General features: G+C 69.0%; 26 protein-coding genes. 22 read left to right on the forward strand and 4 right to left on the reverse strand.

The genetic code is table 11. From position 1 onward, the window contains the following. The first annotated feature begins 133 nt into the window (after positions 1 to 133). The 4 genes from FFS49_RS13600 to FFS49_RS13615 all read left to right on the forward strand — a co-directional run bounded on the left by FFS49_RS13600 (position 134) and on the right by FFS49_RS13615 (position 2,951). Positions 134 to 880: a TonB C-terminal domain-containing protein gene (locus FFS49_RS13600; RefSeq protein WP_105818019.1), complete on the forward strand. Its 747-nt coding sequence runs from the start codon at positions 134 to 136 to the stop codon at positions 878 to 880. Between the two features lie 6 nt (positions 881 to 886). After that, positions 887 to 1,435 carry an RNA polymerase sigma factor gene (locus FFS49_RS13605; protein ID WP_039344052.1) on the forward strand — a complete coding sequence of 183 codons (549 nt, stop codon included), beginning with the start codon at positions 887 to 889 and terminating at the stop codon, positions 1,433 to 1,435. Positions 1,436 to 1,446: 11 nt separating this feature from the next. After that, positions 1,447 to 2,442 (forward strand): FecR domain-containing protein, encoded by a 996-nt coding sequence (locus FFS49_RS13610; protein ID WP_105818018.1) that lies wholly within the window; start codon positions 1,447 to 1,449, stop codon positions 2,440 to 2,442. A 257-nt stretch (positions 2,443 to 2,699) separates the two neighbouring features. Continuing rightward, complete coding sequence (locus FFS49_RS13615; protein WP_223274306.1) at positions 2,700 to 2,951, forward strand: DUF4880 domain-containing protein; 252 nt, start codon at positions 2,700 to 2,702, stop codon at positions 2,949 to 2,951. A gap of 271 nt (positions 2,952 to 3,222) precedes the next feature. On the opposite strand, the gene FFS49_RS13620 is transcribed toward FFS49_RS13615, so the two are convergent. Next, entirely contained in the window at positions 3,223 to 4,047 is an 825-nt protein-coding gene (locus tag FFS49_RS13620) for a hypothetical protein (protein WP_039344187.1), read from the reverse strand. A 182-nt stretch (positions 4,048 to 4,229) separates the two neighbouring features. Here FFS49_RS13620 and FFS49_RS13625 point away from each other — a divergent pair, with 182 nt between their 5' ends. Next, positions 4,230 to 5,867 (forward strand): type II toxin-antitoxin system Phd/YefM family antitoxin, encoded by a 1,638-nt coding sequence (locus FFS49_RS13625; protein WP_105818017.1) that lies wholly within the window; start codon positions 4,230 to 4,232, stop codon positions 5,865 to 5,867. 21 nt (positions 5,868 to 5,888) lie between these two features. Here FFS49_RS13625 and gspK read toward each other — a convergent pair whose 3' ends face one another. Beyond that, positions 5,889 to 6,884, reverse strand: coding sequence for a type II secretion system minor pseudopilin GspK (gene gspK, locus FFS49_RS13630; protein ID WP_105818016.1), 996 nt, complete (start codon positions 6,882 to 6,884; stop codon positions 5,889 to 5,891). Between the two features lie 36 nt (positions 6,885 to 6,920). After that, on the reverse strand, positions 6,921 to 7,484 hold the full coding sequence (locus FFS49_RS13635; RefSeq protein ID WP_105818015.1) for a hypothetical protein: 564 nt from the start codon (positions 7,482 to 7,484) through the stop codon (positions 6,921 to 6,923). Between the two features lie 632 nt (positions 7,485 to 8,116). Between FFS49_RS13635 and FFS49_RS13640 the strand changes: the two genes are divergently transcribed. The 17 genes from FFS49_RS13640 to FFS49_RS13720 all read left to right on the forward strand — a co-directional run bounded on the left by FFS49_RS13640 (position 8,117) and on the right by FFS49_RS13720 (position 24,435). After that, positions 8,117 to 9,289 (forward strand): TIGR03032 family protein, encoded by a 1,173-nt coding sequence (locus FFS49_RS13640; RefSeq protein WP_105818014.1) that lies wholly within the window; start codon positions 8,117 to 8,119, stop codon positions 9,287 to 9,289. After that, on the forward strand, positions 9,289 to 9,936 hold the full coding sequence (gene cysC, locus FFS49_RS13645; RefSeq protein ID WP_224755827.1) for an adenylyl-sulfate kinase: 648 nt from the start codon (positions 9,289 to 9,291) through the stop codon (positions 9,934 to 9,936). Before FFS49_RS13640 ends, cysC begins: the two co-directional genes overlap by 1 nt. 150 nt (positions 9,937 to 10,086) lie before the next feature. Beyond that, positions 10,087 to 11,739 carry a ShlB/FhaC/HecB family hemolysin secretion/activation protein gene (locus tag FFS49_RS13650; RefSeq protein WP_224755826.1) on the forward strand — a complete coding sequence of 551 codons (1,653 nt, stop codon included), beginning with the start codon at positions 10,087 to 10,089 and terminating at the stop codon, positions 11,737 to 11,739. Between the two features lie 67 nt (positions 11,740 to 11,806). Beyond that, the gene (locus FFS49_RS13655) at positions 11,807 to 13,603 is read left to right on the forward strand and encodes a MotA/TolQ/ExbB proton channel family protein (RefSeq protein ID WP_105818370.1); all 1,797 of its coding nucleotides are present in this window, start codon (positions 11,807 to 11,809) and stop codon (positions 13,601 to 13,603) included. 18 nt (positions 13,604 to 13,621) lie between these two features. Further along, positions 13,622 to 14,032, forward strand: coding sequence for a biopolymer transporter ExbD (locus FFS49_RS13660; protein WP_021161942.1), 411 nt, complete (start codon positions 13,622 to 13,624; stop codon positions 14,030 to 14,032). 4 nt (positions 14,033 to 14,036) lie between these two features. Then, positions 14,037 to 14,741 (forward strand): TonB family protein, encoded by a 705-nt coding sequence (locus FFS49_RS13665; RefSeq protein ID WP_105818012.1) that lies wholly within the window; start codon positions 14,037 to 14,039, stop codon positions 14,739 to 14,741. Between the two features lie 92 nt (positions 14,742 to 14,833). Beyond that, positions 14,834 to 16,645, forward strand: a complete 1,812-nt coding sequence (locus FFS49_RS13670; RefSeq protein WP_105818011.1) for a putative porin — start codon at positions 14,834 to 14,836, stop codon at positions 16,643 to 16,645. A gap of 12 nt (positions 16,646 to 16,657) precedes the next feature. Continuing rightward, positions 16,658 to 17,359, forward strand: a complete 702-nt coding sequence (locus FFS49_RS13675) for a hypothetical protein (RefSeq protein WP_105818010.1) — start codon at positions 16,658 to 16,660, stop codon at positions 17,357 to 17,359. Between the two features lie 59 nt (positions 17,360 to 17,418). Further along, positions 17,419 to 18,012, forward strand: a complete 594-nt coding sequence (locus FFS49_RS13680; RefSeq protein WP_105818009.1) for a YbjN domain-containing protein — start codon at positions 17,419 to 17,421, stop codon at positions 18,010 to 18,012. Next, positions 18,009 to 18,422 carry a hypothetical protein gene (locus tag FFS49_RS13685; RefSeq protein WP_105818008.1) on the forward strand — a complete coding sequence of 138 codons (414 nt, stop codon included), beginning with the start codon at positions 18,009 to 18,011 and terminating at the stop codon, positions 18,420 to 18,422. The genes FFS49_RS13680 and FFS49_RS13685 overlap by 4 nt, the downstream gene beginning before the upstream one ends. A gap of 44 nt (positions 18,423 to 18,466) precedes the next feature. Continuing rightward, positions 18,467 to 19,357: a peptidylprolyl isomerase gene (locus tag FFS49_RS13690; RefSeq protein WP_105818007.1), complete on the forward strand. Its 891-nt coding sequence runs from the start codon at positions 18,467 to 18,469 to the stop codon at positions 19,355 to 19,357. A gap of 8 nt (positions 19,358 to 19,365) precedes the next feature. Then, on the forward strand, positions 19,366 to 20,196 hold the full coding sequence (locus tag FFS49_RS13695; RefSeq protein ID WP_105818006.1) for a hypothetical protein: 831 nt from the start codon (positions 19,366 to 19,368) through the stop codon (positions 20,194 to 20,196). A 46-nt stretch (positions 20,197 to 20,242) separates the two neighbouring features. Beyond that, on the forward strand, positions 20,243 to 20,626 hold the full coding sequence (locus FFS49_RS13700) for a hypothetical protein (protein WP_071332342.1): 384 nt from the start codon (positions 20,243 to 20,245) through the stop codon (positions 20,624 to 20,626). A 77-nt stretch (positions 20,627 to 20,703) separates the two neighbouring features. Further along, positions 20,704 to 22,149 (forward strand): Do family serine endopeptidase, encoded by a 1,446-nt coding sequence (locus tag FFS49_RS13705; protein ID WP_105818369.1) that lies wholly within the window; start codon positions 20,704 to 20,706, stop codon positions 22,147 to 22,149. A 64-nt stretch (positions 22,150 to 22,213) separates the two neighbouring features. After that, positions 22,214 to 22,696, forward strand: coding sequence for a hypothetical protein (locus tag FFS49_RS13710; protein ID WP_105818005.1), 483 nt, complete (start codon positions 22,214 to 22,216; stop codon positions 22,694 to 22,696). Positions 22,697 to 22,796: 100 nt separating this feature from the next. Beyond that, entirely contained in the window at positions 22,797 to 23,276 is a 480-nt protein-coding gene (gene tecA, locus FFS49_RS13715) for a type 6 secretion system effector deamidase TecA (protein WP_039344081.1), read from the forward strand. Positions 23,277 to 23,541: 265 nt separating this feature from the next. After that, complete coding sequence (locus FFS49_RS13720; RefSeq protein ID WP_039344083.1) at positions 23,542 to 24,435, forward strand: IclR family transcriptional regulator; 894 nt, start codon at positions 23,542 to 23,544, stop codon at positions 24,433 to 24,435. 102 nt (positions 24,436 to 24,537) lie between these two features. On the opposite strand, the gene FFS49_RS13725 is transcribed toward FFS49_RS13720, so the two are convergent. Continuing rightward, a complete protein-coding gene (locus FFS49_RS13725; protein ID WP_039344086.1) occupies positions 24,538 to 25,617 on the reverse strand; it encodes a porin in 1,080 nt (359 codons plus the stop codon). Positions 25,618 to 25,690: the final 73 nt, after the last annotated feature.

Consider the following 25,690-nt stretch of genomic DNA (forward strand, 5'->3'; position numbering starts at 1 on the left):
GAATCGCATCGCTGCACGCTTCACCGGACTGTCATAGTGCCCGCTCACAATCTGACGTTCGTTTGCTGCGGAACCGCTCACGGGGGGGCGCGTTTCGCCGGCAACGTGCAACTCCACTTCCGTCCAGGGATTCATGACTCGTTCACGGGCGCCGACCGGTGTCCTGGCGCTCGTCGCGTGGCTGGCGTTCGTCGTGCCGTGCATGCACGGCATACACGCGCAGGAGACCGGTTCCATCGTCCGCCAGCCGGGTAGCGTGGTGCATTTCGATCTGCCCGCGCAGCCGCTCGCGAAGACGTTGCAGGACTTCGCGCGGCTCACCGAGCTGATCGTGCTGGCGCCCGCGCCGCTGCTCGACGGGCGCACGAGTGCGCCTGTCCAGGGCGAATTCGTGCCGCGCGCCGCGCTCGAGCGGATGCTGGCCGGAACGGGGTTGCGTGCGGAATTCTCGCGTCCGGACGAAGCGATCATCGTCGCGCAGCCGGCCGCCGAGCAGGCGCCCGCGACGGCCGACACGCCGGCGGATGCGGCCTTGCCGATCGACGGGGTCGGCGATTCCGGCGATCGGCGCGCGTTCGCGGGCTTGCTGCAGGCGCATCTGATCGATGCGCTGTGTGCGCAGCCGGGAGCGGTGCCGGGCAGCTATCGACTCGTCGCGCAGGTGCGCATCGACAACAGGGGGGCGGTGGTGGCGGTCAACATGGTGGCATCGAGCGGTTCGGCCGCCCGCGACGCGGCGGTGATGCGCGCGCTGCGCGCATTGAAGCTGGACGACGCGCCGCCGGCGGACCTGCCGCAGCCGGTCACGATCCTGCTGCGGCCGGCCGGCAACGGCGTGCATTTCCGCTGTCCGGCGCCGCAGCCGGCCGTCCGGGGCTAGGCCGTCATGTCCGACAGCAACCGCTCCGGGCTCCGGAATCTGCTGGCGACGCGCTACGCGTACCTCGTCAGGCGCCTCGAGCGCGTGACCGGGTCGAAGGACGGCGCCGCCGACGCGCTGCACGAGACGTGGCTGCGTCTCGAGAACGCGAACGTCTCCACGCAGGTGACGAACGCGGACGCCTATATACTCGGGATGGCGAACAATGTCGCGATCGACCAGCATCGCCGCGAACGCCGGCATCTGCACGACGACGATGTCGAGACGCTGCTCGAGATGCCCGACGAACTGGCCGATCCCGAGCGCATCGTCGCGGCGCGCCGCAAGGTCGAGACGTTGAAGGACGTGCTGCGCGGCCTGCCGCCGCGGCGCCGCGCGATCCTGCTGGCCGCCCGTGTGGACGGCCTGCTGAACCGCGAGATCGCCGAGCAATTCGGCATTTCGCTGCGGCTCGTGGAAAGCGAGCTGAGTGCGGCAATGAAGTACTGCCTGCAGCGCATGCAGGAAGACGGCGATCCGTACTCGGGCACGCGAGGCGGCCCGCGTAAATTTTGAGCATCAGGACGATGACGAAAGCCCAGGCCGAACCTGCCCACGACGAACTCGACGAAGCGAGTGCGTGGCTGCTGCGTCTGCGCTCGGGAGACGCGAGCCAGGCCGAAGCCGATGCGTTCGAGCGCTGGTGCGCCGATCGTCCGCAAGCCGCCGATCTGCTGCGTGATACCTGGAGCTCGCTGCGCACGGCGGCGACCGAGCTTGCACACGAGGAACGCGCGGCCGCTGCCTGGGCAAACGTGGCAAGGCGCGAGCGCACGATGCGCACCGGGCGGCGCGCGTTCATCGGCTTCGCGGTGGCGGCCGGCGCATCGTGGCTCGCCGTGCGCCCGCCGATGCAGCTGTGGCCGTCGCTCGGCGATCTCGCGGCCGATTACCACACGGGCACCGGCGAGCAGCGCAGCGTCGCGCTGTCGTCGCGCGTGACGGTCGCGCTGAATACGCAGACGCGTCTCGACGTGCTGGCCGCGGGCGATGTCGCGCGCGGCGTCGAAGTCGTCGCCGGAGAGGCGGAGATCGACGCGGCCGCGCCGCCGGCCGACCGCGCGACGCCGATCCAGCCCGTCACCGTGGTGGCCGGCGGCGGCCGCATGCAGGCGACGGTCGCGCGCTTCAACGTGCGGCGCACCGGTTCGCAGGTCTGCGTGACCTGCCTCTCCGGCACGGTCGCGCTCGAGCATCCGCGCGGTGCGCGCACGCTGACGGCCGACGATCAGGTCGTCTACGACGATCGCGGCGTGCAGCCCGTGTCGCGGATCGATCCGGGCGCGGTCAGCGCATGGCGGCGCGGGATGCTGGTGTTCAACGGCGTGCCGCTCGCCGATGTCGTCGACGAGATCAACCGCTACCGGCGCGGCAAGGTCATCCTGCGCAGCGCGTCACTCGGGGAAAACCGGATGCAGGCGCAGTTCCCGATCACGCGGCTCGACGACGTGATCGACATGGTCGGCCGCCTGTACGGCGCGCATATCACGCGCCTGCCCGGCAACATCGTGCTGCTGAGCTGACCGGCTCCCCACGCTTTACTTCCCGTTCTCCTTTCCGCCGGCGATGCGTTCGCGGCGCTTGCGGCTGTCCGCGCACTGCGGGTTACGGCCGTCCGATACGACTTGATCAATGAGGGCCGGCAAACGCCGGGCCGTCCGTCATGGCGGCCCGGTGTGACGTCGTCGGACCCGAGGCGTGGGTGGCAAGCGCCCCGGCCGTGCAGCGATGCGCGGTGCGGGGGATGTGTGTCGATGGAGCTTCGGGCGGTGGCGTGATCATGAACGAATCGCAACGGGACAAGGATCCCGGCGACGCGAATACGCGCGCCGATGCGATCCGCGAGGGCGCGGTGCGCTGGTTGCTGTGGCTGCGCACCGGCGACACGACGCAACAGGAACTGGACGCTTTTGCATGCTGGCGCGCGCAGAGCGACGAGCATGCGCGCACGGTCCGCGAGCTGATCTGGATGTGGGCCGTGCTGGAGACGGTCGGCCGCCCGGAGCCGGGCGGGTCGACGCGTACGCATTGATGAGGCCGCTTTGCGCGCGCACTGCACTGCCATGGTGCGCATTCGCGTTCGCGCGGCGGCGCACCGGCGTTGCAAGAAAGTCTGCGGGTTATGCGGGCCCGCTTCGACCTTGTATATGAGAGAGCGAGGGGGCTGTGCGGAGGGGCTGTAGTGCGGAGACCGGGGAACGGGGGCCTGAACGGGCCCCCGGATCACCGTGCACGCACGGCAGCGGGCGTGTGGCGCCGATGTGCCGGCCGCGTCATGCAGGCCCGGATTCACGACCCGGGATTCAGGATGGCGCCCCGGGCTGCAGGCCGGCGCGTGCGCCGTTCCAGGCGGCGTCGAGCGGATCGCCGGCATCGCGCAGCGGCTCGCGCAGAAAGGGAAAGCGTTCGACGAACGGTGCGGATTCTTGCAGGGCCACGATATGGTTGACCATCCATTGCAGCAGATCGCCGCCGTGCCGGACCTGTTCCGGCCGCCAGTCCGGCATCGACGAGAAGAGGGCCGAGAAGCCGCTCCAGCGCGACGGACGGTCGTTGTCGCCGGGCCGGAAATAGGTGTTCATCGCGACGTCGTGCGCGTCGGTCAGCGCGCCGACGAACAGCCCGAGCGGCGTCGGCACGCCGATCTGCTGCCAGCCTTCCGCGAGGGCCAGCGAGCGCATCACGCGCGCCGCGACGAACGCGATGCGCGTTTCATGCTCGATTTCCGCGAGCGACATCACGCCGTTGCGCTGCATGCAGCGTGCGACCGCGTGCGGCCGGATCACGTTCGACGCGAAGCTGCGCAGCACGAGGTCGGGCACCGTCAGCTGAAGCTGGAATTCGCGCAGGCCGTGCTCGGCGCTCATCGTCGAGAAGTTGACGAACAACCCTTCGGCATGACCGAGCGCACCGACGTACGGCTCGAGGCCGAGGCGCGCGAGCTTCGGCGCGATCTGGCGTTCGAGCAGGCGCATCAGGCTGCGGCGGTTGCGCACGCCGGTGAAATCGTCGAGGCCGCGCGTGACGACGTCGCTGATTTCCCAGCGGCGCTCGTCGGCGACGAGCCGCGGCGAGCCGCTCAGGTCGAACCGGGCGCGGCCATGGGCCACGCGGGGATCTACGTACATGCCGGTGCCTCGTGCATCGATTGCGGGCGGACCGCCGCGGCGGCGCGCCGTCGCGCGGGTCCGGTCGCCCACGATGCTGCGGCGTCGCGGGCAACCCGTCAAGTGCGAACGTATCGCGACGCACGCGTGCGCATGCCGTTGCGGCGGCGCGTGCGATCAACCAGACAGTGTGGGGTAATCCGATGATGCGCACGATCGTGGAACGCTTTGTCGAGCAGAGCCCGATGACGATCATGGCGCGGCTCGTGCTGCAATGCGCGCTGCACGACGACTGGATCGGCGCCGCGGCGGACGCCGGCGACGAGCCCGACGGAGAGTCGATCCGCGAGGCGCTGTTTGCGCTCGCCGTCGACGCGATCGCGTCGATTGCCGCGTGGCAGCGGATGCCGGATGCCGGCGTGGCCGCTACGCCCGGGTTCGGCGCGGCCGTGACGGCACTGCACGATTGCATGAGCCGCTGGCGTGCCGGCTGGGGGCGTGCGCTGGCAAAGGACAGTGTCGAACTGCTGCTGCCGGTCGCGTCGGCGCACAACGCCGACGGCGCGCATGCAGTCGACGGGATGCGGCTGCGCGTGCTGGACGGTACCGGCGAGGCTTGCTCGCCCCAGGCCGGCGGATGCGACTGCGGGCGCGCGTGCGACGACCCCGCGCGTGATGCGGCGGCGGGCGGTGCGCGCGTCCTGCCGGTCTACGATCCGGAGCTCGGGATGATCGTCGACTTGCTGCCTTGCGAGCGTGGCTGGACGCACGAGCGTGCGTTCGTCGGCGCGCTGCTCGAAACGGTGCGGCCCGGCGAGCTGTGGATCGTCGATGGGCGCTTCGATACGGACGCGCTCCTTTCCGGCTGGCCGCGCCGCGGCGGCGCGTTCGTGCTGCGTGAATACGGCCGCTCGGCCGCGTGCCGGCCGCTTGGCGGCTGGCAGGAGGGCGGCGTGTTCGGCGACGGGCGCGTGCGCGAACAATCCGTCGGGATGGTCGGCGAAGGCGGCGTGTCGGGCGCGTTTCGGCGCATCGAATGGCACCGCGCGGAGGCGCCCGGCGAAGTCGTCACGCTGTTGACCGATCTGCCGGCCGAGCGGTTCGACGCACCGCAGGTCGTGGCGCTGTCTTGCCGGCGCTGGCGCGACGCGCTGCCGCTGGCGCTCGAGCCCGTCACGGGCGGCGCGCCGCTCGGCGCCGTGCCCGCGCGCGCGGCGCTGCTGGCGAGCGGGATCGCCGCGTTTGCCTACAACGCGTTCAGCGTGATGACGCGCGTCGTCGGCGGTGCGCTCGATCTCGACGCGCGTGACGTCGACCGCTTGCCGTCGCTGATCGCCGGCGGCGTGACGGCGACCTACGCGGGCATGATGATCGCGCTGCCGCCCGACTGGTGGCAGCGTTACGACCAGCTGCCCGCGACGACGCTCGGCCAGATCGTGCGGATGCTCGCCGTGCACGTCGACCCGCGCAGCGAGCGGCGTCGGCGCCGCGACAACCGGCTGTCCGCGAAGCCGCAGGCGCTGCTGCGCGCGGCGACGCTCGAGCGCCTGATGCACGACGACGGCGACGATCCGGCCGCCAACGTGTTCAGCCTGCGCACGATCGCGATGGCGACGCGCGACTTCAGCAGCAACCCGTCGAAGGCGCTGCGGCATGCGGGCGAGGCGCTCGTGATGGTGACCAAGTACAACCGGCCGATCGCGCTGCTCGTGTCGATCGACGACTGGAACCGGCTGCTCGGCGAAGTGCGCGAGACGAGCTTCACGCGGCTGTCGTTCGATGCGGCGGTGACGCCGCAGGGCGTGCGTGCGGTCGGGTTGGGCGAGTTGTCGCGGGTCTAGCGTGCCGCCGGCCCGTCGGCTTCAACTCGCGAGCCGTCGCACCCAGATGACCGACGTCCACGCGAAATTGCCGCTGCCGTAGCGCGCGATCAGCGTGTCGATGCGCGTGTTGATCCGCGCCGAGTGCACGCGGCAATGCACGAGGAAATAGCCGCTGTTCACGCCGACGGCCGAGCCGTCCGGCAGCGTCGGGTTGCCGCCCTGCGCCGGCAGCAGGTATTCGGCGATGTCGCCGGTACTGACGAAATAGGCTGTCGTGCGCCGGTCGACGAGCCGCTTGGCCTGGCTCGGCGACAGCCTCGGAATCGCGGCGATGAGCACGGGTTCGGCCGCGGTGTTCGCGTTGACGACGGTCAGGTCGGGCAGGATCGTCACGAATGGCGCGATCGCTTCGATCACGCGTGCGTCGTAGCCGGGAATGCGCGCGAGATCGTCGACGGACACGAGCTGCAGCGGCCAGCCGTCAGGGCCGTTCGCGTCGCGCAGCGAGCGCAGCATGTAGTCGGCCGTCGATTGCGCGAGCGCGGGATCGAGCGACAGCTGGCCGAGCAGGCGCCGGTACGCCAGCACGCCTTCGCCGCTGGACTGCCACGGCTTGCCGGGCGCCACGCGCGACACGAGGTTCGTCAGGTTGAAGCGCGCCTGCGCGTCCTCGACGCTGCCCGAGATCCACGCGCGCGACAGCTCGGCGTTGACCGCCAGCGCGTCGGACGGCAGCAGGTCCGAGAGCTGTACGTCGGCGACCGGCGCGGACCACGGCTGGCCGACGAACGTGACGTTCGACGTCGCGCTTTGCGCGCGCAGCGTCGCGCGCGCCCATTCGACCGCGGCGCGCTCGATCCACATCGTCTGCGTGGCGAGCCGCTGGTTCTCGACGTCGCGCGTCGCGACCTGCTGGCGCCACAGCACACTGGCGGCCAGCGTGGCCGCCAGCGCGACGACGAGCAGCACCGTCACGATCGCGATACCGCGTTCGCGCCGCGCGCGCGCCGTCCTTCCCGTCCCGTATCGATGCATCCGCGTGCCTCCGCAGTGTCTGTCCGCGCGGTGCGCTCACACCTCGAACGCCAGCCACGCATGCGCGATGCTCGCATGCGCAGATGACGTGACGCCGAACAGCGCGGCGAGCCCCGCGACCCAGCACGCGAGCGTCGCGGGACGCATGCCGTCGTTTGCCAGCGGGCCGACCAGGCTGGCGATCGCGTGCGAGCGCCACAGCAGCAGCACGAACAGCACACAGCCGACGGCCATCGCGATGCCGAACATGTGTGCCGCGACGACCGGGCGCCGCGTGAACGGCATGCGGTGATGCCGCTGGTTCGTCGCGACGATCGCGACCCCGTTTGCGACGGGCACGATCGCCATCGCGAGTCCCCAGAACAGCGGCTGGTCGCTCGCCGGATTGATCAGCAGCAGCGTGCCGATCATCCAGATCGGCGGCGCGAGCAAGGTGAGGACGGACCACGAAAGCAGTTGCCACGCGAGCCACGGCGCGCGCCAGCGCAGCGGCGGAATCGGCGCGGCATGAGCGGCGGGCGGAAGCGGCCGGCCCGGCATTCCGGCGGCGCCGGACAATCGCCCGGCGAGCCACCGTACGAGCATCGTGGCGAATGACATGGAGGGTCCTGTCGATGACGTGTTCTGGTCTCAATAGCTAGGACGAAGCGGGCAGCCGCAAGCCGCAGGATTTCGCGCGTGCCGGCGGTTTGCCGCGCCGCACATCGCGATTGCGCGGCGCCGCGTAAACGGTCTCGACGATCGCTTGCCGTGTTTCGCGAGCGTTTCGTGAATATCTTCAGCGGAATGTCACAAAAACTTCCCGGTTGAAACCCGAGGATTGTCGGGCTGCTCGCCGGCACGTCGCGCTATTGCGCGTCGGCCGGCCAGACGGCGACACGTTTGCCGGCCGTCCGCGCGCAACGGCGGACCGCCGGGCGCCGCACGCCGGCGACGCGACGACACGTACACGAAACGGGGGCCACGCAAGGTCATGCGCCGCTTCTCGCCAGTCTTGCGCGAGGGGCGGCTGCGCGCGCATTGCAGGCCGCGTGCGTCGATCGTTTGCCGGTGCCGGCGGATCGATCGACGTCACGCAAAAAACATTGCGGCAATGCGCGCTTCGTTCCGTCTAGGTAGGTGGGAGCTGCGACTCGGTGCGCCGCAAGCGGCCCCGATGCGCCGTGCCGGCGCGCGGGGGCACGCGGATACGCGCATTTTTTCTCATCAGGCGGCATGAAGCCGACAGGTGCATGACAGTGGAACAGTTCGAGGAAACCAGGGCGACCGGCGATAGCGGCGCGCCGGTGCACGACGCATCGGCACGGCAGGCGGAAGCGTTGTCGCCGGTCATCAACCTGCGCGACACGGGGCGCTTCCTGCAGGTGCTCGAGGCGCTCAAGTGTTCGCTGGCCGTGAGCCGCCGTCCGTCCGGCGTCGCCGTGATCGGTGTTGACGATGGCGTTCCCACGCTGTCCGCGTGCCTGTTGCCGCGCTCGATGGGGATGGCCGTGTCCGGCAACCGGCTCGCGGTCGCGACGATGCACGAGCTGATGGTGTTCGCGAACGTGTCGACGCTTGCGCCGCGCTATCCGGTTCGCCCCGATCATTACGACGCGATGTTCGTGCCGCGCATGTCCTACTACACCGGCGATCTCGACCTGCACGACATGGCGTTCGACAAGCACGTCCTGCTCGCGGTCAACACGCGCTATTCGTGCATCAGCGTGATCGACGGCTATTTCAACTTCACGCCGATCTGGCAGCCGCCGTTCGTGACGGAAACCGCACCGGACGATCGGTGCCACCTGAACGGCATGGCGTTTGCCGAGGGCAAGGTGCGCTTCGTGACCGCGCTCGGCATGAGCAACGAGCCGTTCGGCTGGCGCAGCGGGATGGCCGGCGGCGGCATCGTGATGGAGGTGCCGTCGGGCCGGGTCGTCGCATCGGGGCTGTCGATGCCGCATTCGCCGCGCGTGATCGGCGGGCGGCTGCATGTGCTCGAAGGCGGCCGCGGCCACGTGCTGCAGATCGATCCGCAGTCCGGTGCGCGGCGTGTGCTCGCGAAGCTGCCCGGCTTTACGCACGGTCTCGCCGAGTACGGCGGCGTGTTGTTCGTCGGCCTGTCGAAGCTGCGTGACAAACGCGGCCCGCAGGGGTTGCCGATCGAAAGCGAATCGGATGTGCTGGTCGCCGGGGTGGCCGCGCTCGACGCGAACACCGGCGACGTGCTCGGCATCCTTCAGTTCTTCAACGGCGTCGACGAGATCTTCGACGTGCAGGTGCTTCCGAACGTGCGGCGCGCCGAAATCCTGAGCCCGCATCAATGGGCCGAGACACCGTCGATCGTGACGATGCAGGGCGGCTTCTGGCAGACGCGTCCGCGTGAGGACGACGAACCCGCGAATACGGTGGAGAACGCGTGATGAAGATCGCTGGTTGCGGGTTTCCCGGTGTCGTTTCGTCCTTATCGATAGATGGGGCTCGCTCAGGGTGGGATGCCTCGCCGCGGCGGGCCGGCGGGGTGCTGTGGCTCACGGGGCTGTCGGGCGCGGGCAAGACGACGCTGGCCGACGCAGTGGCCGCGCGACTGGGCGACCAATGGATGCTTCCGGTGGTGCTCGATGGCGACCGGTTGCGGAAGGGGCTGAATCGGGATCTCGGCTTTACGGTGCAGGATCGTTTCGAGAACGTGCGGCGCATCGCCGAAGTCGCGGCACTGTTGAGCGAACCCGGCGCGCTTGCGATCGTCGCGGTCATTTCACCGCTTGCGGCGATGCGCGACGAAGCGAAAGCGATCGTGGGGCCGAGATTCCGTGAGGTGTATGTGAGCACGGCGCTGGACTGCTGCGAGGCGCGGGATCCGAAGGGGCTGTATGCGAAGGCGCGGCGTGGCGCGCTGCCGGAGTTCACGGGTGTTTCGGCACCGTACGAACCGCCGGTGGCAGCCGACCTCGAGATCGATGCGGGTCGTGCTTCGCTTGCGATGTGCGTCGATACGCTGGTGAAGTTCGCGTGTGCGCAGTTTGGCGGTGCGATCGATGCGGGGGCGGCGCGGATGCATCACGGATAAGGTCGGTGCGGTGATCGGAACAGCATTGCGCAGGTCATGCTAAGGATGACGAATAAATCGTCATCAAAGTGAAACAGGCATTTGATAGCGGAGCGAACGGCTGGCGCGGTGCGCTTTGCGTCGATCCGGAACAACAAAGGGGAATGGCGCATGCCGCCGAGAGTAGACCGCAAGTCACGCGAACGATGGCGGCTGAACTGCCGATGCCTGGCGGGCGTCGTGCTGGCCGGTGGGCTGGGCGTCGCGCCGGGGATTCATGCGCAGGAAGCCGCGCCGGCCGCGAAGGCGGCGCCGGCCGCGCCGCAGTCGTTCGACGTGAATGCCTTCGTGGTGCGCGGCAACACGACGTTGCCGACGCTCGAGATCGAGAAGGCCGTGTATCCGTTCGAAGGGCCGGGCCGCACGCTCGCCGACGTGAACGCGGCGCGTGACGCATTGCAGAAGGCGTACCAGGATCGCGGCTACCAGTCGGTCGTCGTCGAGCTGCCGCAGCAGCAGGTGAAGAACGGCGTGATCCTGCTGCAGGTGACGGAAGCGAAGGTCGGGCGCTTGCGCGTCGACGGCGCGCAATACAACTCGCCTCAGAACATCCGCGATGCGGTGCCCGCGCTGGCCGAGGGCCAGGTGCCCGATTTCAACCAGGCACAGCAGCAGCTCACCGACCTGAACCGCTCGGCGGACCGGCAGGTGATTCCGATCCTCAAGCCGGGTGCGCTGCCGCAGACGGTCGACGTCGACCTGAAGGTCGACGATCACAGCCCGCTGCACGGCTCGCTCGAGCTGAACAACGACAACAGCCCCGGCACGTCGACGCTGCGCACGACCGCGAACGTCAGCTACTCGAATCTGTGGCAGCTCGGCCACGTGATTTCCGGCACCTACGTGCTCGCGCCGCAGCATCCGAACGACGCGCGCGTCTACGCATTCTCGTATCTCGCACCGATCAAGGATTCGCACTGGAGCTTCCTCGCGACGGTCGTGCATTCGGACAGCAACGTCGCGTCGGTCGCGAACACCAACGTGCTCGGCAAGGGCACCACGTACGGCTTCACCGCGATCTACGCGTTGCCGGCGACGGAAACCTACGCGCATTCGGTCAGCGTCGAGATCGACCGCAAGCACTTCGACGAAAACGTGTCGATACCGGGCCAGACCGGCTCGACCGCGCCGCTCACGTACGTGCCGGTGACGCTGTCGTACAACGGCCAGTTGAGCCTGAAGAACTCGCAGACGTCGTTCTCCGCGTCGCTGACGACGAACATCCGCGGCTTCGGCAGCGACTGGGGCGCGTGGGACAACAAGCGCTACAACGCGACGCCCGATTTCGTGTACGGCAAGTTCGACGTCAACCACACGCAGCGCTTCGCGAACGACATGCAGGCCAATGCGCACGTGAATGCGCAGATCTCGAACTCGCCGCTCGTGTCGAGCGAGCAGTTCGCCGCGGGCGGGATGAACAGCGTGCGCGGCTACATGCAGGCCGAGGACACGGCCGACAGCGGCGTGATCGCGTCGGTCGAGCTGCGCAGCCCGTCGCTCGCGAAGTGGCTCGGCGGCGCGATCGGCAGCCGCGTGAACGAGTGGCGTTTCCACGCGTTCTTCGATGCGGCGCACCTGTGGCTGCTGAGCCCGCTGCCGGAGCAGACGTCGCGCTTCAACCTGATGAGTGTCGGCGTCGGCACACGGGTGCAGATCATGAAGTACGCGAGCGCGGATTTCGAGGCCGGCTGGCCGTTGAAGGCGGGCGTCTATACGCGGCAGTACAGCCCGCGGTTCGATTTCTACGTAAGGCTGGGGTTCTGACGGATTTTTTTTGATCGTGCCGGGGCGATGCGACGAGCGCGGCGCCCGCACATTCGGGGAGTGGATCGTGAAGCGAGTCTTGTTTTTCCTGTTGGCGGTGATGCTCGGCGTGCTGCCCGGCATCGCGAACGCATGGTGGCAGAACGACTGGTCGTACCGGAAGGCGATCACGATCGACGCGAGCGCGAAAGGCGCGAACCTCGCGGAATCGGCCGGCCGCGTGCCGCTGCTGATTCGCCTGCACTCCGGCAACTTCCAGTTCGACGGGCTGGCCGACAACGGCGCGGACATCCGCTTCGTCGCCGCCGACGACAAGACGCCGCTGAACTACCACGTCGAGCAATACGACCCGGTACTCGGCGTCGCGCTGATCTGGGTCGACATTCCGAAGATGCCGGCCGGCGCCGCCGAGTCGATCTGGATGTACTACGGCAACAAAAAGGCGCCGGACGGCAGCAAGCCGGCCGAGACGTTCGATGCCGACTACACGCTCGTGTACCACTTCAGCGGCGCGGCGGGTGCGCCGCCGAAGGACCTGACCGCGTATGGCAACCACGCGCAGAACGCGTCGTTCAAGACGGTCGAGGATGGCATCGTCGGCAAGGGCGCGCGGTTCGACGGCAGCGGGTCGCTGACGCTGCCGGCGAGCCCGTCGCTGAATGTGCCGGCCGGCGGCAGCTTCACCTTCAGCGCATGGGTGAAGCCGTCGGCGCTCGCGCCGAACACGCTGCTGTACAGCCGTCGCGACGGCGCGAACGCGCTGCTGATCGGCCTCGACAACGGCGTGCCGTTCGCGGAAGTCGCGGGTGGTGCCGCACCGGTACGCACGCCGGCCGCATCGCCGGTCGCCGCGAACCAGTGGACGTATCTCGCGGTCACGGCCGACGGCAAGAACCTCACCGTCTACGTGAACGGCAAGCAGGCCGCGCAGGTCGCGGCGACGCTGCCCGCGCTGAACAGCGCCGCAACCGTCGGTGCGGATGCCACCGGCGCACCGGCGGGCTTCGCCGGTTACGCCGGCGCGCTCGACGAACTGCGCCTGTCGAAGATCGCGCGCTCGCCGGCCACGATCGCGGTCGATGCGCTCGCACAAGGTTCGGAATCGAAGCTCGTCGCCTACGGCGCCGATGAAAAGCAGTCGGGCTTCGGCTTCGGCTACTTCGGCGTGATCGTGCAGTCGGTGACCGTCGACGCGTGGGTCGTGATCACGATCCTGCTCGGCATGGCGCTCGTGTCGTGGATCGTGATGTGGACGAAGGCGCGCTACGTCGGCACCGTCGACAAGGCGAACCAGTATTTCGTGCAGCGCTTCCGCGAAGTGGCCGGGCGCCACCTGGTCGGTCTCGCGCATGTCGACGAAGCGAGCGCCGACGGCCGCCGCCTGTACCAGTCGTCGCTGTACCGGCTGTACAAGGCCGGCGTGCATGAAATCCACAGCCGCGTCGACAGCAACGGCCGCACGGTGATCACGTCGGAATCGATCGAGGCGATCCGCGCGTCGATGGACGCGACGCTCGTGCGCGAGAACCAGCGGCTGTCGAAGTCGATGGTGCTGCTGACGATCGCGATCTCGGGCGGCCCGTTCCTCGGGCTGCTGGGCACGGTGGTGGGCGTGATGATCACGTTCGCGGCGATCGCCGCGGCCGGCGACGTGAACGTGAACGCGATCGCACCGGGTATCGCTGCCGCGCTGCTCGCCACCGTCACGGGCCTGTTCGTCGCGATCCCCGCGCTGTTTGGCTACAACTACCTGCTGATCCGCAACAAGAACGTGACCGCGAACATGCAGGTGTTCGTCGACGAATTCGTCACGCGCCTCGCCGAAGCCCACCGCGCGCCCGATCACGCGGTGCTGGCCGACTGACGCACGCAGGAGACCACCATGCAGGTTCAGGACGACGACAAGCCGTACGACGACATCAACATCACGCCGATGCTCGACCTCGCGTACGTGCTGCTGATCATCTTCATCATCATGACGACCGCGTCGGTGCAGGGCATCAAGGTCGATCTGCCGAAGGCGAGCTCGTCCGCGAGCCTCGCGAAACCGAAGACGAAGGCGATCACGGTCGCCGATTCGGGGCAGGTGTTCCTCGACGCGTACCCGGTGACGATGGACGAGCTCGAGAGCCGGCTGCGCACCGAGAAGGCGACCAGCCCGGATTTTCCGATCGTGCTGAAGGGCGACGCGGGCGTGCAGTACCAGAAGGTGATGGACGTGCTCGACCTGCTGCGCCGCCTCGACCTCTCGCAGGTCGGCCTGGTGACCGGCAAGGCGAAGCAGGGCGGCTGACGCGATGGAGATGACCTACAACGGCGGCCCGCCGGACAAGGGCCCCGGCCGCTACGTGAAGCCCGTCGCGATCGCGCTGGCGCTCGCGGGCGTGGCCGCGCTGATCTGGCATTTCGCGGGCGATACCGCGGGCGTGAAGCGCGTGAGCGCGCCGCAGGTGACGACGGTGATTCCATTGCCGCCGCCGCCCCCGCCGCCGCCGCCGAAACAGAAGCCGCCGCCCGAGAAGATCAAGGAAGAGGTCAAGACGCCGCTCGAGCGGCCGACGATCGCGCCGAAGCCGTCCGAGGCGCCGAAGCCGTCGGACAACCAGCCGAAGCAGATGACGATGAATGCCGATGCGCAGGCCGGGACCGACAACTTCGGCATCGGCGCGGGCGATGGCTCGGGGATGGTCGGCAGCGGCGGGGGCGGCAAGTTCGGCAACGCGAGCTATGCGCAATACATGGTGTACGTGTTGCAGCGCGCGATCGAGCAGGACAAGGGCGTGCAGGAGGCCGGCGGCGCGCGGTTCGCGGGCAGCCTGAACCTGTGGATGGATACGTCGGGGCGAATCACGAAGGTGACGATCGCGCAGTCCACCGGCGACGCGAAGATCGATGCGGCCGTCGTCGCGGCGGTCGAAGCGCTCGGCCGGGTCGACGAGGTGCCGCCGCCGGCGACCTCGTATCCGGTGCTCGTCAAGCTTCAGGGGCGCAAGCCGGCATGACGATGCGCGCGCGAAACGACGAAAGAATCATGGGGCGGCGCCGAGGTACGGATGCTGCCGGAAAAGAAACGACAATTGTTCGGAGTGCTTCGATGATTCGGAATTTGAACGGACGGGGTGGGGTGCCTCGCAACGGCGCGCTACCCGCGCGCCTGTCGCGCGTCGGCGCGGCGGTGCTGACGCTCGGGCTGACCTGCGCGTCCGCCGCGCACGGGCAGTCGCTCGAGGCGCAGGCTGCATCGGGGAAAGCCGCGCCGACGGAAAGCGTGGTGATCAACCTGATCAACCTGCTCGTGAAGCGCGGCGTGCTCACGCAGCAGAACGCGAACGAGCTGATCAGCGAGGCGCGCACCGAGGCCGTGCAGGCGCGGTCGGCCCGCGCATCGGGCGCGCCGGTCGTGGCGGGCGGGGTGGTCAACCCGCCGACGCAGCCGGGCGACGTCGCGGTGCCGTACGTGCCGCAACTCGTGCGCGACCAGATCCGCGACCAGGTGAAGCAGGAAGTGATCGCGCAGGCGAAGGCCGAGAACTGGGCGCAGCCGAACACGTTCCCCGACTGGGTGTCGCGCATCAAGCTCGACGGCGACCTGCGCGTGCGCGACGAGTATCACTTCTACGGCGGCAACAACACGAACGGCGTGACGAACTTCGCGGCGATCAACCAGGGCGGCGGCTTCGACGTCAACTCGAACACGAACAACACGCAGATCCCCACGCAGAACACGCGGGAGAACCGCAACAACCTGCTGCGCTACCGCGCGCGACTCGGCGTGACGGCCACACTGTCCGACGAGATGATCGCCGGCATCCAGCTCGCGAGCGGCAACGACAACGGGCCCGTATCGACCACGGCCACCGCGGGCGGCGGTTTCGCGAAGAAGAACATCTGGCTGAACAAGGCGTTCTTCGCGTACAAGCCGACGTCGTGGCTGAACCTGACGGCCGGCCGTTTCGACAATCCGTTCTTCAAGTCGGATCTCGTGTTCTCCGACGACCTGATGATGGACGGGCTCGCCGCGAACCTGCGCCATGCGCTGCCGTGGAATCCGGACGTCACGCTGTTCGGCACGCTCGGCGTGTTCCCGATCCAGTACACGAGCGAGAACTTCCCGTCGAACAGCACCGAGAAGGCCGGTAGCGACACGAAGTGGATGTTCGGCGCGCAGTTCGGCGCCGACTGGAAGATCGACGCGAAGAACCGGCTGCGCGGCGCGCTCGCGTACTACGACTTCCAGAACATGCGCGGCACGCTGTCGTCGCCGTGCGCGCTGTATCTCGGCGCGACGAGCTGCAGCACCGACAACGAGGCGCCGGCGTTCATGCAGGGCGGCAACACGCTGATCGCGCTGCGCAACATCGTGCAGAACCCGAACCTCGCGCCGGGCATGACGCCGCAGCCGCAGCTGTTCGGCCTGGCCTACAACTACCGGCTGCTCGACCTGAAGGCGCAGTGGGACACGGTGGTGGCCGATCGCTTCAAGCTGCGTCTCGACGGCGAATACGTGCGCAACCTCGCGTACAACGACAACAAGGCGTTCGCGGCGGCGTCGCTGCCGGTCAACAACTACGATTCGACGTCGGTGAACGCGACGCGCGCCGACTATCGCAGCGGCCCGAACGGCTTCCTCGCGAAGGCGACGTTCGGCGAGCCGGAGCCGCGCGAGAAGGGCCAGTGGAACTTCTCGATCGCGTACAAGTACCTGCAGCCGGACGCCGTGCTCGATGCATTCAACGATCCCGACTTCCACCTTGGCGGCACCAACGCGCGCGGCTATGTGCTCGGCGCCGCGTATGCGGTCGCACGCGATACGTGGGTGTCGGCCCGTTACCTGAGCTCGAAGGAAGTGTACGGGCCGCCGGTATCGATCGACGTGCTGCAGATCGAGCTCAATGCTCGCTTCTGACCGGAGCCGCGGATGAACACGATCAAACGCACGATGCTCGCTGCCGCCCTGACCGGCACGCTGCTGCTCGCGGCCGGCGGCGCGCATGCGCAGAGCATCGAGGACAAGCTGCGCAGCCAGTTGCGCTCGACCGTGCAGGAGCTGCGCCAGCTGCAGGACAACCAGGCGCAGTTGCAGAGCGACAAGGCGGCGGCCGAGAAGCAGCGCGACGACGCGCTCGCGCAACTGAAGGCGATGCAGGGGCAACTGGCGGCCGCGCGCGGCGATTCGGGCGCCGAGGCGGCCGCGAAGCGCGCGCTCGCGCAGGAGCGCGCGGGCCGCGAGCAGGACGCGAAGTCGCTGGCGAAATACAAGTCGTCCTACGAGGACTTGCTCGCCGTGTCGCGTGCCCGCGACGCGCAGCAGACGCAGCTGCAGAAGGACGTCGCCGCCCGTGACACGCAACTGAAAACCTGCCAGGCACACAATGCGGAGCTGTATCGCGTGGGGCACGAGATTCTCGACGCGTACGAGCATGTCGGGCTCGGCACGCTGTTCTCGTCGCGTCAGCCGTTCGCGCAGTCGGCGCGCGTGAAGTACGACGACATCGCGCAACGCTACGGCGATCCGCTGTATGCGGGCAAGTACGACCCGGCCGCGCGGCCGGCCGCGCGGCCGGTTGCGGCAACGCCGGCGCCGGCATCGGCGCCGGCTGCCGTGACGAACGCGCAGTGAGCGTGCGGGCCCGAACCGGGAATGAACCGATCGATTCGTTGAATACGGGGAAGACAGACATGCAAGACAAGCAACAGCAACCGAACGCCGGCGACGAACGCGCGGCACACGACGCGCCGATCGAAGCGATCAGCGCCGATCATCTCGCCGACGTGCTGCGCCGCGCGGGCTACCGCGTGACGGCGGCCGAACAGAACGGCGCGGTGCAGCTGATGAGCGCGAGCCAGGGCATCGGTTTCGCGGTGCGCTTCGGCAACCCGGCCGCCGCGCTCGCGCCGCAGGGCGCGGATGCGCAGCTTGCCGCGCAGTTGTTCATCGACTACACGCTGTCGTGCGTGCTGCAGGTGCAGGGCGAATTGCCGGCCGAGCTCGTCGCGGACTGGAACCGGACCAAGCGCTTCGCGCGCCTGGCGAGCCACGGACAGTTTCTCGCGCTGGAGATGGACGTGGTCGTCGCGGGCGGCGTGTCCGAGCGCTACCTGCGCTCGACGATCGAGCTGTGGGATCGCCTGATCCAGGAATTCCTGCTGCACCTGCGCAACCGTCCCGCGATGGCCGAGCAGGAAGCGGCAGCACGCGCGGCGGCCGGCGGCCAGGCCGGCGCATCGTCGGTCGGTGCGACCACGGGCGCAGTCGAGGCCGCCGCGAAGTGAGGATCGGCGCCGCCCTGCGGGCGCTGCTGCCGGGCCGCGCGCGGCGCGAGGCGGATGCGATGGCCGCGGGCGACGCACCCGCCGCATGGGGCGCGTATGCCCGGCGCATCGCGCAGTGGTTGCAGGCGACGCTCGACGGCGACGACGCGGCGGTTTGCCGCCTGCGCGCCGGCATCGAGCACTGGGCCGGCGAACGGGCCGATGCCGGCGACGACGGTCCCGTGCTGCCGGTGCGCGCGTGGCTCGACCGGTACGGGCACGTGACGCGCGTCGACAGCGGCGCGGCCGGGCCACCGGCGCTCGACGCCGCGCTGCACGCCGCGCTCGTCGGCCGGGCGGTCGGCGCGGCGCCGCCACGCGGGATGGCGCAGCCGCTCGTCCTGCGCATGACGCTGACGGACGCGCGCTGATGCAGCGTCCGCATTTCAAGAGCAATCGAGAGGGCAGTCGAACGATGATGACGAAGATGAAGAGGCTGGCGATCGTGGCAGGCAGTCTCCTGCTGGGCGCGCCGTTCGTGGCGCACGCACAGGACGACGTGATCGCGAACGCCGCGCAGGCGTCGGTCACGCAGGACGATATCGCGGGGCTGCTGAAGGCGGTGAGCCCGGAAGGACGCGAACGTCTCGCGGCCGATCCCGCGGCGCTCGACCAGGTCGTGCGTTCGACGCTCGCGCAGAAGGCCGTGCTGGCCGAGGCGAAAGCGAAGGGCTGGGACAAGCAGGCGCAGGTGCAGGCCGCCGTCGAACAGGCACGGCGCGATATCGTCGTGCGCAGCTATCTGGCGTCGGTGAATGCACCGCCGGCCGACTATCCGTCGGACGCGGAGTTGCAGTCCGCCTATGACAAGAACCGGGCGGCGTTCACCGCGCCGCGCGCGCTGCACGTCGCGCAGATCTACATCGCGGTGCCGCCGAACGCGGATGCCGCGACGCTCGACAAGGCGCGCAAGCAGGCGGCCGATCTCGCGAACCGCGCGCGCGGCGGCGATTTTGCGGCGCTCGCGAAGGCGAATTCGCAGGACAAGGCGAGTGCCGCGAACGGCGGCGATCTCGGTTTCGTGCCCGATCCATTGATGGTGCCGGCGGTCCGTCAGGCGGCCGATGCACTGAAGCCGGGCCAGGTCTCGGCGCCGATCCAGACGCCGACGGGTTTTCACGTCGTGAAGCTGATCGACATCCGCGCGGCCGCGCCGCGTCCGCTGGACGACGTGAAGGAGCAACTGCGCGCGATGCTGCGTGCGCAGCGCACCCAGCAGAACGCGCAGGCCTATCTCGCGAAGCTCGCCGGGAACGCACCGATCAACGAAGACGCGCTGAAGAAAGCGCTCGCGTCTGCCCGGTAGGCGCGCTCATGGCAACCGTCCGTTCGACGCCGCGCGTCGACGCACCCGAAGCACGCACGCCGGGGCGACGCCGCCCGGCCGCGGCCGCCGACCGCCCGCGCATGCCGAAGGCGAACCCGTGGCCGGGCCGGCCCGGCGAGTGGCCCACGCATTGCCCGCTGTGCTTCGGTGCGCTGGAGCCGTTGCCCGGTGCGGGCGGCTATGCGCGGCACCGGAGCGCGCGGTGTTCCGCGCAGTGCGTGCTCACGACTCGCCAGTATCAGCCCGAGGAACTGACGATTCGCGGCTCGCGCGACGTGCAGGTCGCCGCCCTGCACCGCGAGCGCTTCGTGGCGCACTGGGCGCGCCATTACACGCTGATGCGGCGCGCGTGGCCCACGCTCACGATTGCCCGTTTCATCGCGGTGATCTCCTGTGTCGACGTCGCGGATCTCTGGTCGTACCGGATGTTGCGCGACGACGATCTGGCGGCCGTGCTGCTCGTGCTCGCCGGCTTCCTGCGCGTGCCGGACGCGTTGGGCGCCGACGCGCCGGGCACCGACCCGCGTGCGCCGACGGTGCGCTGGGTGCGATTCTGGTTCGACGCGAGCGTGCGCGACGTCGGCGATCTGTGGACGGCGGGCGGCAGCGCGCCGCCGCTGTTTCGCGTCGACTATCGCGAACCGCTTTCCACGCCGTATCCGACCGGCGCACAGGTGCAGGCGTGGCAGCCGGTCGACGGCATGCGCGACGCGTGGGCACGACAGGTCGATGAACAGGAGCCGGCCGTTGACGCGTCTGACCGCGCGGCGTTCGCGCGCTTCCTGGCGCGCACGTCGGCGCCGGCGGCGAACCTGTGACGGCGGCAGCGTGCGTGCCACGGCGCTATTTCTGAAGGAGGCGCGCATGAAGATGCGACGAAGCGGCATCGCGACGATCGTCTGCCTGCTGCTGGCAACCGGCGCACACGCGCAGGGTGGCCGCGCGGCGGCGGGTGCGGCCGCGCCTGCGGCGCCCAGCCCGGGTTCGGCCACGAAGCCGGTGTGCGTCGATGCGGAAGTCGACGGCAAGCGTGCGCTGTCGTACGACTGTCTCAGCCAGCAACTGAAGCCGAAGGCCGACCCGCAGGCGGGCGCATCGCAAGCGGATTCGGAGCGGTTGTCGAAACAGCCGTCGAACCGTCTCGGCACGTTCAACCTGTCGACCGAGCGGAACCGTTTCGGCTCGAACTGGGGCAGGTCGACGACGCCGCAGCGGCCCGATGTGCCGGTCGCGGTGCCGCCGAAGTAATGCAGGCGGCCCCGGGCATGGGGGCAGGTATCGATGAGCCGGCGGCGTTCCGGCGCGAACCGACGAGGAACAGCGACATGAAAGCGGGCACGCACACGAACCTGGCAGCGGCGCTGCGAGCGATGGCCGGCGGACTGGCGTTGGCCTGCGCGTGCGCATGCGGCTGTTCGACGGCAACGGCTGCCGAGCGGCCCGCGCAGCCGGGTGCCGCATCGCCGACGCCAACCCCGACGCCGACCGTCGCGCTACCGAACTTCGCCGCGTTGGTCCGGCGCGTCGGCCCGGCCGTCGTCAACATCAGCGTCACGCGCGAAGTCACGCAGATGGGCATCCAGTTGCCGCCGGGCATCGCGCCCGATCATCCGCTCGCACCGTTTCTTGCGCGGCGCGTGATCGGCAACCGCGAGGAAGTGAGCCTCGGCTCCGGCTTCATCGTCAGCGAGGACGGCGTGATCCTGACCAACCGGCACGTGGTCGGCGATGCGGTCGCGATCGACGTGAAGCTGACCGACAAGCGGCAGTTCAAGGGGCGCGTGATCGGCAGCGATCCGGTGTCGGACGTGGCGGTGATCCGCATCGACGCGCACAACCTGCCGGTCGTCGCGACCGGCGACCCGGCGCGCACCGAAGTGGGTGACTGGGTGATGGCGATCGGTTCGCCGTACGGGTTCGCGAATACGGTCACGCAGGGCATCGTTAGCGCGAAGTCGCGTTCGTTGCCCGGCGAGCGCGCGATTCCGTTCATCCAGACCGACGTGCCGATCAACCCCGGCAATTCGGGCGGCCCGCTGTTCGACCTGAGTGGCCGCGTGATCGCGATCAACTCGATGATCTTCTCGAAGACGGGCGGCTATCAGGGGCTCGCGTTCGCGATCCCGATCGACATCGCGCTCGACGTGAAGGACCAGTTGCTGCGCACCGGCAAGGTCACGCGCGGCCGGCTCGGCGTGGCCTTGCAGGAAGTGAGCCAGGCGCTGGCGCGTTCGTTCGGCCTCGCGAGCCCCGACGGCGCGCTGATCACGATGGTCGAGCCGGATGGCCCGGCCGCGCACGCGGGCCTGCAGCCGGGCGACGTCGTGCTCGCGGTCGACGGCAAGCCCGTCGCCGAATCGGCGGACCTGCTCGGCACCGTTGCGGGCATGCGGGCCGGGCGGCAAGCCGACCTGCTCGTGTGGCGCGCGGGACGGGCGATGCACGTGAGCGCGACGGTCGGCGCATTCGACAGCGGCACGGCGGTGGCGAGCGGCGAGCAAGGGCCTGCGCGGTTCGGGCTCGCGCTGCGCGCAGCGACGGAGCAGGAGCGCCAGCGGCTCGGCGTCGGCCAGGCGCTCGTCGTCGAGCAGGCGAGCGGCCAGGCCGCGCGCGCGGGGTTGCAGCCCGGCGATGTCGTGCTGTCGGTCAACGGCACGCCGGTTGCGAACATCGGCGCGTTGATGACCGAGATCGACGCCGCGCACGGCAACGTCGCGCTGCTCATTCAGCGCGGCGGCGCGCGTCTGTATGTGCCGATCGAGATCGGTTGAGGATCGAAGGACGAGCGGACGACGCGACGCAGCACGACCGCGCATCGTCGAAACGGGAGGCGGAATGAAGCGAATGCAGCAGTGGGGCGTGTCCGGAGGATGGCGGGCGATCGTCGTCGCATGGGCGCTTGCCGTGGGCGTCGTGCCTTCGGCCGTCGCGCAGGCGGCCGACGTGCCGCCATCGTGGATCCGCTACGGACAGCTCGCCGGGCAGCAGTTCCAGGCATGGCTCGAAGCCGACGGCGACGCGGCCGATCGCCTGCACCGCTATCTCGAGGCGCGTGTGCTGAACGCGAGCGCCGATGCGCCGCCTCCCGCGATCGTCGTGCGCGCATGGATCGGCACGAACGGCGCCGTCACGCGCGTCGAGTTCGCGTCGCTCGGCAATCCCGACGCGGACGCGACGCTGCGGCAACTGCTCACGGCCGGCCCGCTGGCGGAGCCGCCGCCGCCCGACATGCTGCAGCCGTTGCGCGTACGCCTGAGGCTCGCGCCGAATCCCGATGCGGCCGCCGCGGCACCGGCTTCGGCGGCGCGCATCCCGTGACGTCCGGAGGCGTGCGCGGATCGGTCCGGATATCGTAATAAGATATGAGGTTATTGCGTTGGCGGGACGATGACGCCCCGCTTCTTCAACAGGAGCCCCCATGCAATTGACCCCGTTGGGCGCGCAGGTCGCCCAGTTCGGTTTCCCCGAGCGGCAGCGACACGTGCAGGCGCTGCTGTCCGGCACGGCCGACATCAACACGTATGTCTCCGCCGGCGTCTGCTACGACGCTGCGGCCTATGTGCGATACCTGATGCGTGCTGACGCGATGATCACGCCCAACACGCTGCTCGACACGATCGGCCAGCATTGGCGGCCGCGGTTCAACTTCGAGAACGGCGGCGAATGGGACGGGCGCGCGAACATTCCGGCCGGGACCGCGGTCGGCTTCTCGCGTGGCGGCGCGGTCTTTCATGCGGCGATCGCCGTCGGCGGCACCTCGATCCGGGCCGTGAACGGCGGGCTCCTCGGCAGCGGATGGCGGTTTGCGGTCGACCTCGCACGCGTGCTCCAACCGGACGCGGCCGGTGGCTTTACGTACGACCGCGCGAACATCCGGGTTCACCTGTCGCACCTGTAGCCTGCGGGCGTCCCGGCGCAGCATGCCGCGCCGGCCGCTCGCCCTGCACACCTTGCCGCGATGCCGGCCATTCCGGCATGGCGTGGCGCTGTCCATCGCTGCTATCCTCTCGACCGTGATTGACTCTCCACGGCGTCGCGATCCGCATGCTGCGGTGCGGCGATGCACGCGGGTGTGAACCCCGTGCGCGCTGAGGTAGCATGACTGAATATCCACGACGATCCGTGACCTGTTTCGTGACTGATTTCCTACCGTCCATGTCCACATGGTCAAGACAACGATGAGCGACGCACCTGAAGCCGCGGCGCCCGGCGACGACGAATCGTCCGGCGGCGCGTCGTCCTACCTGGTGCCGGGGCTCGAACGCGGGCTGCGGATCCTCGCCGAATTCTCCGCGCGCGAGCCGGTCCTCGGCGCGCCCGAACTGTCGAAGCGCATCGGCATTCCGCGCACGACCACGTTCCGCCTGCTGCAGACGCTCGAAGCGCTCGGTTTCCTCGAGCGCGTGAACGGCGACCGTTATTTCCGGCTCGGCGTCGGCGTGCTGCGGCTCGGCTTCGAATACCTGAATTCGCTCGAACTGACCGATCTCGGCACGCCCGTGCTCGAACGGCTGCGCGACGCGACCGGGCTGTCGACGCATCTGCTGATCCGCGACCAGCGTGACGTCGTGTTCGTCGCGAAGGCGCAGAGCAACGCGTCGATGTTCGGTTCGGTGAAGGTGCACGTCGGCACGCGCCTGCCCGCGCATGCGACCGTGCACGGCCACGTGCTGATGGGCGACCTGACGCGCGACGCACTGCGCCAGCTGTATCCGGAAAAGCGGCTCGAGCAGTTCACCGAGCGCACGCCGGGCACGGTCGACGAACTGTACGAACGCGTGCGCCACTATGCGCGGCTCGGCTACGCGGTGAGCGAGGCGGCGTTCGAGAGCGGCATATCGGCCGTGACCGCACCCGTACGCGATCATTCGGGCTCGATCGTCGCGGCCATCACCGCGACCGTGCCGCGCTCGGAGATCGGCGAGGCCCGCGAGAAGGAGAGGCTCGTCGAAGCCGTGTGCGGCGCGGCGGTCGACCTGTCACAGCGGCTGAACTATCGTCCGCTCGAAAGCGATCCGACATTCGCGCACGCGCGCCACAAGGTCGCGATGTTCTGAGTATGCCGATGCGCGGCCGGCGGCCGTGCAAATGCAACGCGCAAGACAAAAGCGGCCCGCGGGCCGCTTTTGTCGTTTCGGGCGACGCCCGCCCGACGTCGTTCAGAACGAGTGGTGGATCCCGGTGAGCACGATCACCTGGTTCGCGGTGCTCGACACACCCGCCGTGAAGAACGCGGCCTTCGCACCGCCCGAACCGTGCTCGTACAGCACGTTCGCATAAAGCTGCGTGCGCTTCGACAACGCATAGATGTCGCCGAGTTCGACCTGCGTCCAGCGGCGGCCGGCCAGCGTCGTGGTCGCCGCGCCGCCCGCGATCGTGTTGAACGCGCTGCTGCGGTAATTCACGCCCGCGTCGTAGCTCTGGAACGTGTCCGAAAAGCCGTTCGACTGCATCTTCGTGCGCGTGTACAGGCCATGCACGAGGAAGTCGCCGAACTGATAGGACGCACCCGCGCCGATGTTCTCGACCTTGCTCGCCGTGTAGCCGTTCGCGGTGTTCTGCCCCTGGAACGACGTGATGCCGGTCGTGCTGATCAGGATCGAGCGGTCATGCTCGTTCGAGTACACGGCCGATGCCTTGAACGGCCCGTTCGCATAGTTCAGCGCGACGCCGACCGACTTGCCGGTCGAGAAATTCGTCGTGTTGCCGAGCGCCATCGTCGCCGCGGCCGAGAAGCCCGCGAAGGTCGGTGAGCGGTACTTGACCGAATTGTTGTACGGCACGTTGCCGGTCGCGGCGAGCCCGTCGATGTTGCCGGGGTGGAACGCGTACCAGCTCATCGCGAGGTAGGCCGTGCTGAGCGGATCCAGATAGTCGAACGACAGCGGCGTCTGGCGGCCGAGCGTCAGCGTGCCGTAGCGTTCCGAGCCGAGGCCGACGAAGGCCGCGCGGTTCCAGATCGTGTTCGCGGTCGCGAACTGGCCGTTGTTCGTATAGAAGCCGTTTTCGAGCTGGAAGATCGCCGACAGGCCGTCGCCGAGGTCTTCCTTGCCCTTCAGGCCCCACCGATCGGGCTGCGTATTGCCCTGGATCATCGCCCACTTCGCATGGCCGCCGACGTTGTTCACGTACGCGACGCCCGCATCCATGCTGCCGTACAGCGTCACGCTGCTCTGCGCCCACGCGCCCGACACGGCGCCCACTCCGATCACTGCTGCTGCTACCGCATGCTTGACCATTTGATCTCCTGAATCTCCAACCTGATGAATACGTGCCGCGGCGGCATGCGCGGGAACGGCCGGACGTCGCGCA

It is taken from the genome of Burkholderia sp. 4NA327C6, assembly GCF_005502655.1.
GTDB classification, from domain to species: Bacteria; Pseudomonadota; Gammaproteobacteria; order Burkholderiales; family Burkholderiaceae; genus Burkholderia; species Burkholderia contaminans.